Source organism: Rhizobacter sp. P2_H2 (assembly GCF_056403375.1).
The window spans coordinates 1-10,772 of sequence record NZ_JBFUFP010000088.1 but is presented as its reverse complement, the minus strand read 5'-3'; the positions used below and the strand labels follow the sequence as shown (position 1 = coordinate 10,772).

Below are 10,772 nucleotides of genomic sequence, written 5' to 3'. Positions count from 1 at the left end.
CTGTCGAAGCGCACGGCGCTGTACAGCGCGGTGACGCGCTTCAAGAACGAAGGCGACGGCTATGCTGATCGCTGGGCCAGCGCCGTGCCGGCCGGCCTGACGAACGCCGGGGACCGCAACATCACGGAATTCACCACCGGCATCCGCCACTCGTTCTGAGTGAGCCGCTGGTGAAGAAGGCCCGCTCTGTGAAGGGCGGGCCTTTTCATTTCTGTTGTCGGCGCACCGTCAATCTAGTAACGTTGCTACGTAGATGGAGGACGCCGCGATGAGGATCACCACCACACTTTCCAGCAGGGAATTCAACCAGGACACGGCTCGTGCGAAGAAGGCCGCTGCACAAGGACCGGTGGTCATCAYGGACCGCGGCCAGCCGTCTCATGTGTTGATGACCTACGAGCGCTATCGCGAACTCACGGGAAACCTGCCGAGCATCGTCGACTTGCTCGGAATGTCCGAGGGCGCCGATATCGAGTTCGAGCCTGGGCGATTGGGCTCCGCTTACCGCGCGGCGGAGTTCGACTGATGTATCTGCTCGACACCAACGTGGTGTCCGAGCTGCGCAAGGCTCCGAGCGGCCGCGCCGATCCCCATGTGGTGGTTTGGGCGGCTTCCGTCACTGCGGCCGATTTGTCGATCTCGGCGGTGACTGTTCTTGAACTGGAGCTTGGAATATTGCGATTGCAGCGTCGCGACGCTGCGCAATCTGCGAACTTGCGCAGATGGATGGACGAGCAAGTCCTGCGCACCTTCGGCGAGAGGATTCTCCCCGTGGACACGACGGTCGCTTTGCGCTGTGCCACCTTGCACGTGCCGGACCCGTGCTCCGATCGCGATGCGCTCATCGCTGCGACCGCCCTGGTTCACGGCCTGATCGTTGTCACCCGAAATGTCGCCGACTTCAAAACCACCGGCGCGCGGCTTCTGAATCCGTGGCATCGCGAACAAGCGTGATTCCAGGGAGACGCCTCGCCGAGCGAGCAGCGTCAGTTCTGAACAGGTTGTTGATCCTCGACGGGCCAGTCGCGGATATACGCCTTCAGCATCCGGTTCTCGAAGTCCTGGCTGTCGACCACTGCCTTCGCGACGTCGTAGAACGAGATCACGCCCATCAGCGTGCGCTGCGTCATCACCGGCATGTAGCGGGCGTGGCGCTCGAGCATCATGCGGCGCACCTCGTCGATCTCGGTCTCGGGCGTGCAGGTCAGCGGGTGGTCGTCCATCACGGTGCGCACGATGGTCGTGCCGACCGTGCCGCCGTTGCCGACCACGGCCAGGATCACCTCGCGGAAGGTGAGCATGCCGGCGAGGTCGCCGTGCTCCATCACCACCAGCGACCCGATGTCGCGCTCGGCCATCGTGCGCACGGCATGCGCCAGCGGCTGGTCGGGCGAGACAGTGAAAAGCGTGCCGCCCTTGACACGCAGGATGTCTGCGACTTTCATGGGTCCTCTCCTTGGGGGTGTGTCGGGCCAATATAGCCCACAATTCTTCACAACAACATCCCCGGCTGCACCCACGAGGTGCCTCCGGCGGCCGCGAAGAACGACAGGAGATCCCATGCCCGGCCCATCCGACCCCGGCTTCGACACGCTTGCGCTGCACGCAGGCGCCGGCCCCGACCCGTCCACCGGCGCCCGCGCGGTGCCGATCCACCTGAGCACCAGCTTCGTGTTCGAGAGCAGCGACCATGCCGCGGCGCTGTTCAACATGGAGCGCTCGGGGCACGTCTACAGCCGCATCTCGAACCCGACCACCGCGGTGCTGGAAGAACGCGTCGCGGCGCTCGAAGGCGGCACCGGCGCGATCGCGACCGCCAGCGGGCAGGCCGCCCTGCACCTGGCGATCTGCACGCTGGCCGGCGCGGGCTCGCACATCGTCGCGAGCAGCGCGCTGTACGGCGGCTCGCACAACCTGCTGCACTACACGCTGGCGCGCTTCGGCATCGCCACCACCTTCGTGCGCCCCGGCGACATCGACGGCTGGCGCGCCGCGATCCGCCCCGAGACGCGGCTGCTGTTCGGCGAGACCGTCGGCAACCCCGGGCTGGACGTGCTCGACATCCCCACCGTCAGCGCGATCGCGCACGAGCATGGGCTGCCGCTGCTGGTCGACTCGACGCTGACCTCGCCGTGGCTGATGCGCCCGTTCGACCACGGGGCCGACCTCGTCTACCACTCGGCCACCAAGTTCCTGAGCGGCCACGGCACCGTGATCGGCGGCGTGCTGGTCGACAGCGGGCAATTCGACTGGGACGCCTCCGGACGATTCCCCGAGCTGACCCGCCCCTACGACGGCTTCCACGGCATGGTGTTCAGCGAGGAGAGCACCGTCGGCGCCTTCCTGCTGCGCGCGCGGCGCGAGGGGCTGCGCGATTTCGGCGCCTGCATGAGCCCGCACACCGCGTGGCTGATCCTGCAGGGCGTCGAGACGCTGTCGCTGCGGATGGAGCGCCACATGGCGAACGCGCGCAAGGTGGTCGCCTTCCTGGCTGCGCACCCGATGGTCGCGCGCGTCGGCCACCCCGACCTGCCGACCCACCCCGACCATGAACTCGCGAAACGCCTGCTGCCGCGCGGCAGCGGCTCGGTGTTCAGCTTCGACCTGAAGGGCCAGCGCGCGCAGGGCCGTGCCTTCATCGAGGCGCTGAAGGTGTTCTCGCACCTGGCCAACGTCGGCGACTGCCGCTCGCTGGTGATCCACCCGGCGACGACCAYGCATTTCCGCATGGACGATGCCGCGCTCGCGCAGGCCGGCATCACGCAGGGCACGATCCGGCTGTCGATCGGGCTGGAGGATGCCGACGACCTGATCGACGACCTGTCGCGCGCGCTGCGGGCCGCGCAGAAGGCGGGTGGCGCATGAAGCTCGACGTGCAGGGCCGTGCGGCCTTCGTCTACACCGGCGGCAAGACACTCGACCCCGGGCTGCCGGCGGTAGTGTTCATCCACGGCGCGATGCACGACCACAGCGTGTGGGGGCTGCAGAGCCGCTCGCTCGCGCACCACGGCCGTGCGGTGCTGGTGCCCGACCTGCCCGGCCACGGCCGCAGCGACGGGCCGGCGCTGGCGAGCGTCGAGGCCTGTGCCGACTGGCTGCTCGCGCTGCTGGCCGCGGCCGGCATCGAGCGTGCGGCCCTGGTCGGCCACAGCATGGGCTCGCTGATCGCGCTCGAAGCCGCCGCCCGGCTCGGCGAGCGCGCGAGCCGGCTGGTGCTGCTCGGCCCGGCGTACCCGATGAAGGTGTCCGACACGCTGCTGTCGACCTCGCTGGATGCGCCGCTGAAGGCGATCGACATGGTCAACGCGTTCTCGCACGCCGGCCACGCCGCCAAGCCTTCGGCCCCGGCGCCGGGCTTCTCGCTGCACGGCGCGAACCGGGCGCTGATGCGCCGCCTGCAGGCGGGGCACGCCGCCGCGGGGCATGGCAACCTGTTCCACCAGGATTTCCAGGTGTGCAACCGCTACGCCGGCGGGCTCGAAGCGGCCGCCCGGGTGCGCTGCGGCAGCCTGATGATCGTCGGCGCGCACGATCAGATGACGCCGCCGAAGGCGAGCGCCGCACTGGCCCATGCGTTGCATGCGAAGGTTCTGGCGTTGCCGGCCGGGCATTCCCTGATGGGAGAGGTGCCCGACGCCGTGTTGAATGCGATCCAGGCCTTCATTTCGGAGGAAGCCCGATGAACAGCAGTACCGTTCAGTCGCTGAAGAGCTTCGCGGAGTTCTACCCGTACTACCTCGGCGAGCATGCGAACCGCACCTGCCGCCGCCTGCACTTCATCGGCTCCAGCCTGGCGTTGCTGTGTCTCGTGACCGGCCTCGTGCGCGGCCAGCCGCTCTACTTCGTCTACGCGCTGCTGTGCGGCTACGGCTTCGCGTGGGTCGGGCACTTCGTGTTCGAGAAGAACCGGCCGGCCTCGTTCAAGCGCCCGCTGTACAGCTTCATGGGCGACTGGGTCATGTACAAGGACATCTGGGTGGGCAGGATCCCGTTCTAGAGCCAGGCCATGGACGCCAAGGACCTGCCCGTCCTCGAGCAGCTCGCCCACATCGAGCGGCTGATCGATGCGATCGACCTGCCGATCGGCCGCTGGGACCTGCAGCACCGGCTGGTGTTCTGCAACGACCCCTACCTGAGCTGGGCGCAACGCGGCCGCGAGGAGCTGCTGGGCCACACGCTGGCCGAGCTGTACGGCGACGAGGCCTGGGAGCGCGCGAGCGGGGCGTTCGCGCAGGCCGCGCAGGGGCGCACCGTCAACTACGAGCGGCGGCTGAAGCACGGCTGCCATGCCGGCCGCTGGGCGCGCATCCAGGTGCTGCCGCACCTCGACCCGGCCGGCCGCGTCGACGGCATCTTCACGATCGCGATCGACATCCACCAGGATGTGCTGGAGCGCGAGGCGCTGGTCGCCGCACGCCAGCGGCTCGACCGCTTCACCGAGAACATCCCGTTCCCGCTGACCTACGTCGACCGCGACTTCGTGCTGCGCTTCGTCAACAAGGCGTATGTCGAGGCGACCGGCCAGCAGCCGAAGCAGTTGCTGGGCCGGCCGATCGGCGACGTGCGCGGCTCCAAGCGCTGGGCCGAGCACGAGCCGTACTTCGTGCAGGCGCTGGCCGGGCACACGGTGCAGTACGCGCGCATGGTCGACCTGGCGTCCCAGGGGCAGCGCTGGATGCGCACCAGCTACGTGCCCGACTTCGATGCCTGCGGCGAGGTGATCGGCGTCTACACCGTGACGGTCGACGTGCACGAGCTGACGATCACGCAGCAGCAGCTCAAGCGCAGCGTCGAGCGCGACGCGCTGACCGACGTGCTGAGCCGGCGCACGATGATGGACCGCATCGAGGCGGCGCTGCTCGATGCGGTGCAGCTGCCGGTGGCGCTGTTCTTCGTCGACCTCGATGGGTTCAAGGCGGTGAACGACCGGCTGGGGCACCGGACGGGTGATGAGCTGCTGGTGTCGGTGGCACGCGCGCTGCAGGCCGCGGTGCGCGCCGAGGACGCGGTGGGCCGCTTCGGCGGCGACGAGTTTCTGGTGCTGGCGCCGGTGCGCGACACCGCCGGCGCGCATGCGCTCGCGCTGCACATGCTGCAGGCGGTGGCGGGCGTCGACCGGCATGGCATCAGCGCGAGCATCGGCTACGCGCTGGCGCCCGGCGATGCGCAGAACCCGCAGCGGCTGCTGCAGCTGGCGGACGATGCGATGTACTGCGCGAAGCGGCGGGGCAAGAATTGCGTGATTCATGCGAGCAACGGGGCTGACCGCAGTTGAGCGGCGAATCTTTGCAGAATCGATTTCAACCCAATGACGTCGACAGCTTCGGATACCTCGGCAATCACGCAGCGCACCTGAAAATGCCAGCGTTTCTCCAAGGCGACCGGCAGTTGGGTCATCGCGCAACACAGCGCCTGGACAGCGTCTGCCCTTTGGCGTCGATTCAGGCGACCCATCCCCAATGACACGGCATGCGCCGCGATCTCCGCCGCAGCCTCCTGACAGTTGAGGGACGGGCAGCAAGGGGACGAGGCGTCGACACTCGATATTGCATGATCCATCCGTTGGATGACGAACAACAGGCTGATCCTGCGTTCCCCAACGGCATCGGCGGGATCGGGCAATGCAGCCGCGATCAGGTCTGCCTCCGGAAGCCTGCGCAGCAGATCTTTGTAGCGTCCCAGCTGCACCACAAGCATTCGCAGTGCGGAATCGATGTCTCGGCCATCGCCACGATTGCCGGCGGTGGCCGCGCGCCACGGCTCGGATTTGATCGCCGCCAGTTCAGCCAGAAAAGTCTGCTTCTCCGCGACGCTGGCCAGCCATTGAACGGCATCGGCCAGTTGTTCCGGCGTCTTGGCTGTGAAGACCTTGGCACGGAACCAGGGCAGTCTTGCCCTCAGCCATTCGGATCCCGTCAACGGAAGCGAGCCCAACCGATCGCACGAACTGAAGAATGTCCGGGCCTGCAGTTGCGGAGTCCATGTCGCGCATCTGAGCTCTTCACCGATCGCGCGCAGTTGACCTCGGACATGCACGCCATCAATCGGCGCAGCAGCGGGCCACTCGACGGCGAGGTTCAAACGCTTGATCGCAACGATCAGTTCGCCCCAATCATCAGACACTGCGTGCGCTGGGTCGGGCATATCGCGGAGGATCTTGTCGAGCGACTGTCCGCCAGTGAAGAATGGAGCTGCACGCCACTGGTCAGCCAACCGGCGCAGCGACATCGCGGCCCGCTTGATGGCACCTACCCGACCGCCCCGGTCGTCGACGGAAGATGCCTCCAGCAATGTGGAGCGAACCGTCTCCAGCTCGGCCAGGAGACGTCGCCGCTCGGGATGGAGAACGGCCATCCATTGCACGCATTCGCGAAGCGGATCCTCGGGTATCCATCGATCCCTGAGGGCGAGCATCGCCGTCAATTCCGGCAGACCCACGCAAGCATCCAAAGCGGCCAGCGTGGTGGCCGCATTTGTCTTGTTGAGCGCATGGCTGTTCCGCGCCGTGTCCCGCGAGGCCAGAGGAACATTCGGAATGAAGACCGGAGGGCCGGAGGGCAATCGATGCATGGTGAGAGGCGCAGGAAACCAAAAACGTTCTGTGGTCGCGCGCACTCGCGAGGTTCCGGTCCGCGACCGACACAGATGCACCCGTACCGCGTTCAATCCGCCGCGATCACGTCCCTCAACATCATGTTGCCGAACTGCGCCCGGTGCCAGAACCCGCGCAGCGTCGGCGTCGGGTCGAGCAGCACCTGAGCGATCAGCGGCTGCGCCGAGGTGGTCGCGGGGTCGCACAGCAGCACGTAGCGCGAGTTGCCCTCCTCGTCGAGCCGGCCGACCCAGTCGATCGCGACCAGCGTGTCGAGCAGCGGCTCGATCTGCAGCGGATCGGTGCGCAGCGTCTCCGACAGCTGCGCCGCGCTGATGCCGTGCGTGCTGAGCGCGCGCGCCTGCGCCAGCTCGCGCAGCATGCCCACCGCCAGCTGGAACAGGTAGCCCGGCGTGGACGGCCGGCGGATCACGCGCATCTGCAGGCTCGGCGCATACGCCGCGACCACCGCGCCGAGCAGCACGATCACCCAGCCGAGGTAGATCCAGATCAGCAGGATCGGCACCGTCGCGAACGCGCCGTACAGCGTGGTGTAGGTCGGCACCGAGCTCAGGTACCAGCCCAGGCCCTTCTTCGCGACCTCGAAGCCCGCCGCGACGAACACGCCGCCGGCCGCCGCATGCCGCCAGCGCACCAGCGTGTTCGGCACGTAGTGGAACAGGCCCGCCATCGCCGCCGACAACAGCGCGAACTCGAGCACGTTCAGCAGGAAGCTGACGCCGCCCGGCAYCACGCCGACCACGCCGCGCGAGGCCGAGATCGCGTACGAAGTGAGCGACAGGCTCACGCCCAGCAGCAGCGGCCCGAGCGTGACGGCGGCCCAGTACACCAGCACGCGCTGCGCGATCGGCCGCGGCTTGGGCACGCGCCAGATCGCGTTCAGCGTGCGGTCGATCGTCAGCATCAGCGCGAGCGCGGTGAACACCAGCACCACCAGGCCGAAGGTGCCGAGCCGGTTCGCCTTGCTCGCGAACTGCGTCAGCGCGCCCAGCACCGGCTTGGCGATCGAATCGGGCACGAGGCTCTGCAGGAAGTACTTCTGCAGCGCGTCCTGGAAGCTCGAGAACATCGGGAACGCGGTGAACACCGCCAGCATCACCGTGACCAGCGGCACCAGCGAGATCAGCGTCGTGAAGGTCAGGCTGCTGGCGGTCAGGCCCAGGCGGTCCTCGCGGAAGCGCTGGCGCAGCGTGACCAGCGTCTCGAGCCACGGCCAGGTCTGCAGCGTCTGCAGTGCGCGCGAGAGCTGCTGCCGCCATGTCAACGTCAGGGCTTGGGCTTCGGCGCGTGTCGGGAGATTCATCGATGGCATCATAGCCAGCGATGACTGCGCCCCCTGCTCCTTCCGCCTCCTCTGCCCCCCTTCCGCCTGTCGTGCTGTGGACCCGCGCGCTCGCGGTCGGCAGCCTCGCCGGGCTCATCGTGCTCGGCGTGGCCTGGGAGCTGTGGCTCGCGCCGCTGCGGCCGGGCGGCACCTGGCTCGCGCTGAAGGTGCTGCCGCTCGCCTTCGCGCTGGCTGGGCTGCTGCGCCACCGCATGTACACCTACCGCTGGGTCAGCCTGCTGGTGTGGCTCTATTTCATCGAAGGCGTGGTGCGCGCCGGCAGCGACCGCGGGCCCGGCACGGTGCTCGGCCTCATCGAGGTACTGCTGTGCCTGGTGCTGTTCACCGCCTGCGGGCTGCATGTGCGCTGGCGATTGGGCCATGCCGCCCCCGTCGAACCCGCGAAGGAGGCCGCATGAAGCCGCTGCTGCTCGAATCGCTGCGCGCGATCGTCGGCCCGGCCAACGTGCTGACCGACGGCGACCTGGCCGGCTACGAACAGGACTGGCGCAGGCGCTACCGCGGCCGTGCGCTGGCCGTCGTGCGGCCGAGCTCGACCGACGAGGTGGCCCAGGTGGTCGCCGTCTGCGCGCGGCATGGCACGGCCATCGTGCCGCAGGGCGGCAACACCGGGCTGGTTGGCGGCGGCGTGCCGGACGACAGCGGCACCCAGGTGCTGCTGACGCTGTCGCGCATGGACCGCGTGCGCAGCATCGATGCGGCCAACCTGACGATGACGGTCGAGGCCGGCTGCGTGCTGCAGTCGGTGCAGGAGGCGGCTGCGGCCGACGGGCTGCTGTTTCCGCTCAGCCTCGCGGCCGAGGGCAGCTGCACGATCGGCGGCAACCTCGCGACCAATGCCGGCGGCACGCAGGTGCTGCGCTACGGCAATGCGCGCGAGCTGTGCCTGGGGCTCGAGGTCGTCACCGCGCAGGGCGAGGTGTGGCACGGCCTGTCGGGCCTGCGCAAGGACAACACCGGCTACGACCTGCGCGACCTCTTCATCGGCAGCGAGGGCACGCTCGGCATCATCACCGCGGCCACGCTGAAGCTCTACCCGCAACCCGCGGCGACGCTGACGGCGCTGGCCGCGCTGCCGGACCTGCCGTCCGCTGTCGCACTGCTGCAACTTGCGCAGGCGCGGCTGGGTGCCGGCCTCACCGGGTTCGAGCTGATGGGCGAGTTCGCGCTCGGGCTGGTGCGCCGCCACTACCCGCAACTGCGCCAGCCCTTGCCGCCGTCGCCGTGGACGGTGCTGCTGGAGCAGTCCGACACCGAGGGCGAGCAGCACGCCCGGGCGCTGTTCGAGGGCCTGCTGGAAACCGCGCTGGAGCGTGGGCTGATCACCGATGCCGCGGTGGCCGAGAGCATCGAGCAGTCGAACGGCCTGTGGCACCTGCGCGAGTCGATCCCGCTGGCGCAGTCGGAGGAAGGCTTGAACATCAAGCACGACATCTCGCTGCCGGTGTCGCGCATCGTCGACTTCGTGGCCGCCACCGATGCGGCGTTGCGCGCCGCGTTGCCGGGGGTGCGGCTGGTCAACTTCGGCCACCTGGGCGACGGCAACCTGCACTACAACGTGCAGGCGCCCGAAGGCGGCGACGCGAAGCAGTTCCTGCTGCAGCACGAAGCGGCGGTCAACACCATCGTCTACGACGCGGTGGGAGCGTGTGGCGGGTCGATCTCGGCGGAGCACGGGATCGGGGCGTTGAAGCGCGACGAGCTTGCCGTGCGCAAGTCGCCGGTGGCGCTGGGGTTGATGCGCAGCATCAAGCAGGCACTGGATCCGAACGGCCTGATGAATCCTGGCAAGGTCGTGTAGGCGTTCCTTCCGCGCGAAAAGGCGCGTAGGGCGAGCCCCACATCCCCCACCCGCGCCTTTGCTCGCGCAGAGCGCCCAACAGCTATTGCAGCGTGCCCTTCGCAGCCGCCGGCAACGGCAGCGACATCACGTCGATGCCCTCCTCGGCCAGTGCCTGCGCATCCTCGCGTGTCGCACGGCCGCGGATCGCGCGCTCTTCGGCTTCTCCGTAGTGGATGCGCCGGGCCTCTTCGGCAAAGCGCTCACCCACATCGTCGGTGTTCGCCATCACGTGCTGCAMGGCCTTCAACCACATCGCCTGCATCGTCATCGCCTCCGGCGTGGCCGGCACCGGGTGCTGCGCCGCTGGCGTGGGGGCCTTGGGTTCACGCGCGCCTGACACATTCAGCCTGGGCGCGCTCGGCAGCCGGGTGACAGTCTTGTCGCCGCACAGCGGGCATTCGACCAGCCCGCCTTCGAATTGCGACTGGAAATCGGCTTCCGAGCCGAACCAGCCTTCGAAGCGATGGTCGTGCGCGCAGCACAGGTTGAGCACTTTCATGCGCGCATTATCAGCAGACGCTCAGCGCCGCGCAGCCTGCAGGGCGATGYCCCAGCGGCCGGCGCGCCAATTCCGCAACGACTTCAGGTGGACAAGGCTTTGACGATGGCCTGCGAACACAGCGCCATCAGGCCGCCGGGCAGGATTCCGAAGAACAGCACGGCCGCGCCGTTCAGCGACAGCACCACCCGCACGTCGTTCGGGGCGATCACCGGATGGGTGTCCACCGGGTCCTCGAAATACATCACCTTCACCAGGCGCAGGTAGTAGAACGCGCCCACCAGCGACAGCATCACCGCCAGCACCGCGACGCCGATGTAGAACGGCACATTGGTCGTGACCAGCGCCTGCAGCACCGCGAGCTTGGCATAGAAGCCCACCGTCGGCGGAATGCCGGCCAGCGAGAACATGAAGATCGCCATCACGCCGGCGAACCACGGGTTGCGCTTGCCCAGGCCCTTCAGGTCGTCGA

13 protein-coding genes are annotated in these 10,772 nt (G+C 68.2%); 8 read left to right on the top strand and 5 right to left on the bottom strand.

Going from position 1 to position 10,772, the window contains the following annotated elements; all coding sequences use genetic code 11:
• Positions 1 to 268: 268 nt before the first annotated feature.
• A complete protein-coding gene (locus tag AC1D15_RS08140) occupies positions 269 to 526 on the top strand; it encodes a type II toxin-antitoxin system Phd/YefM family antitoxin (RefSeq protein WP_477825585.1) in 258 nt (85 codons plus the stop codon).
• The gene (locus tag AC1D15_RS08135; RefSeq protein ID WP_477825586.1) at positions 523 to 954 is read left to right on the top strand and encodes a type II toxin-antitoxin system VapC family toxin; all 432 of its coding nucleotides are present in this window, start codon (positions 523 to 525) and stop codon (positions 952 to 954) included. The genes AC1D15_RS08140 and AC1D15_RS08135 overlap by 4 nt, the downstream gene beginning before the upstream one ends.
• A 32-nt stretch (positions 955 to 986) precedes the next feature.
• Here AC1D15_RS08135 and AC1D15_RS08130 read toward each other — a convergent pair whose 3' ends face one another.
• Positions 987 to 1,445, bottom strand: a complete 459-nt coding sequence (locus tag AC1D15_RS08130) for a CBS domain-containing protein (protein ID WP_047502890.1) — start codon at positions 1,443 to 1,445, stop codon at positions 987 to 989.
• A gap of 115 nt (positions 1,446 to 1,560) precedes the next feature.
• Between AC1D15_RS08130 and AC1D15_RS08125 the strand changes: the two genes are divergently transcribed.
• Genes AC1D15_RS08125 through AC1D15_RS08110 form a run of 4 tightly spaced genes read left to right on the top strand, consistent with a single transcriptional unit; the run spans position 1,561 to position 5,275 of the window.
• Positions 1,561 to 2,865 carry an O-acetylhomoserine aminocarboxypropyltransferase gene (locus AC1D15_RS08125; protein ID WP_477825584.1) on the top strand — a complete coding sequence of 435 codons (1,305 nt, stop codon included), beginning with the start codon at positions 1,561 to 1,563 and terminating at the stop codon, positions 2,863 to 2,865.
• Entirely contained in the window at positions 2,862 to 3,683 is an 822-nt protein-coding gene (locus AC1D15_RS08120; protein WP_477825583.1) for an alpha/beta fold hydrolase, read from the top strand. Before AC1D15_RS08125 ends, AC1D15_RS08120 begins: the two co-directional genes overlap by 4 nt.
• The gene (locus AC1D15_RS08115) at positions 3,680 to 3,997 is read left to right on the top strand and encodes an Mpo1-like protein (protein ID WP_047502895.1); all 318 of its coding nucleotides are present in this window, start codon (positions 3,680 to 3,682) and stop codon (positions 3,995 to 3,997) included. The genes AC1D15_RS08120 and AC1D15_RS08115 overlap by 4 nt, the downstream gene beginning before the upstream one ends.
• 9 nt (positions 3,998 to 4,006) lie before the next feature.
• Entirely contained in the window at positions 4,007 to 5,275 is a 1,269-nt protein-coding gene (locus tag AC1D15_RS08110) for a diguanylate cyclase domain-containing protein (RefSeq protein ID WP_477825582.1), read from the top strand.
• On the opposite strand, the gene AC1D15_RS08105 is transcribed toward AC1D15_RS08110, so the two are convergent.
• Both AC1D15_RS08105 and AC1D15_RS08100 read right to left on the bottom strand, forming a co-directional pair.
• Positions 5,245 to 6,570: a hypothetical protein gene (locus AC1D15_RS08105; protein ID WP_477825581.1), complete on the bottom strand. Its 1,326-nt coding sequence runs from the start codon at positions 6,568 to 6,570 to the stop codon at positions 5,245 to 5,247. The two genes, AC1D15_RS08110 and AC1D15_RS08105, sit on opposite strands and share 31 nt — an antisense overlap.
• Before the next feature lie 92 nt (positions 6,571 to 6,662).
• On the bottom strand, positions 6,663 to 7,916 hold the full coding sequence (locus AC1D15_RS08100) for a YihY family inner membrane protein (protein WP_477825580.1): 1,254 nt from the start codon (positions 7,914 to 7,916) through the stop codon (positions 6,663 to 6,665).
• A 20-nt stretch (positions 7,917 to 7,936) separates the two neighbouring features.
• Between AC1D15_RS08100 and AC1D15_RS08095 the strand changes: the two genes are divergently transcribed.
• Positions 7,937 to 8,356 (top strand): DUF2069 domain-containing protein, encoded by a 420-nt coding sequence (locus AC1D15_RS08095; protein WP_477825579.1) that lies wholly within the window; start codon positions 7,937 to 7,939, stop codon positions 8,354 to 8,356.
• Positions 8,353 to 9,759 carry an FAD-binding oxidoreductase gene (locus AC1D15_RS08090; RefSeq protein ID WP_477825578.1) on the top strand — a complete coding sequence of 469 codons (1,407 nt, stop codon included), beginning with the start codon at positions 8,353 to 8,355 and terminating at the stop codon, positions 9,757 to 9,759. Before AC1D15_RS08095 ends, AC1D15_RS08090 begins: the two co-directional genes overlap by 4 nt.
• An 82-nt stretch (positions 9,760 to 9,841) precedes the next feature.
• Here AC1D15_RS08090 and AC1D15_RS08085 read toward each other — a convergent pair whose 3' ends face one another.
• Both AC1D15_RS08085 and AC1D15_RS08080 read right to left on the bottom strand, forming a co-directional pair.
• A complete protein-coding gene (locus AC1D15_RS08085) occupies positions 9,842 to 10,300 on the bottom strand; it encodes a DUF1178 family protein (RefSeq protein ID WP_477825577.1) in 459 nt (152 codons plus the stop codon).
• A gap of 83 nt (positions 10,301 to 10,383) precedes the next feature.
• On the bottom strand, positions 10,384 to 10,772 hold a 389-nt coding region (locus AC1D15_RS08080; protein WP_477825576.1), incomplete at its 5' end, for a proton-conducting transporter transmembrane domain-containing protein.

What these genes read in the sequence shown, in the direction of transcription:
- AC1D15_RS08130 (WP_047502890.1), bottom strand. Translation starts at nt 1,445, where the DNA reads ATGAAAGTCGCAGACATCCTGCGTGTCAAGGGCGGCACGCTTTTCACT.
- AC1D15_RS08120 (WP_477825583.1), top strand. Translation starts at nt 2,862, where the DNA reads ATGAAGCTCGACGTGCAGGGCCGTGCGGCCTTCGTCTACACCGGCGGC.
- AC1D15_RS08115 (WP_047502895.1), top strand. Translation starts at nt 3,680, where the DNA reads ATGAACAGCAGTACCGTTCAGTCGCTGAAGAGCTTCGCGGAGTTCTAC.
- AC1D15_RS08110 (WP_477825582.1), top strand. Translation starts at nt 4,007, where the DNA reads ATGGACGCCAAGGACCTGCCCGTCCTCGAGCAGCTCGCCCACATCGAG.
- AC1D15_RS08105 (WP_477825581.1), bottom strand. Translation starts at nt 6,570, where the DNA reads ATGCATCGATTGCCCTCCGGCCCTCCGGTCTTCATTCCGAATGTTCCT.
- AC1D15_RS08095 (WP_477825579.1), top strand. Translation starts at nt 7,937, where the DNA reads ATGACTGCGCCCCCTGCTCCTTCCGCCTCCTCTGCCCCCCTTCCGCCT.
- AC1D15_RS08090 (WP_477825578.1), top strand. Translation starts at nt 8,353, where the DNA reads ATGAAGCCGCTGCTGCTCGAATCGCTGCGCGCGATCGTCGGCCCGGCC.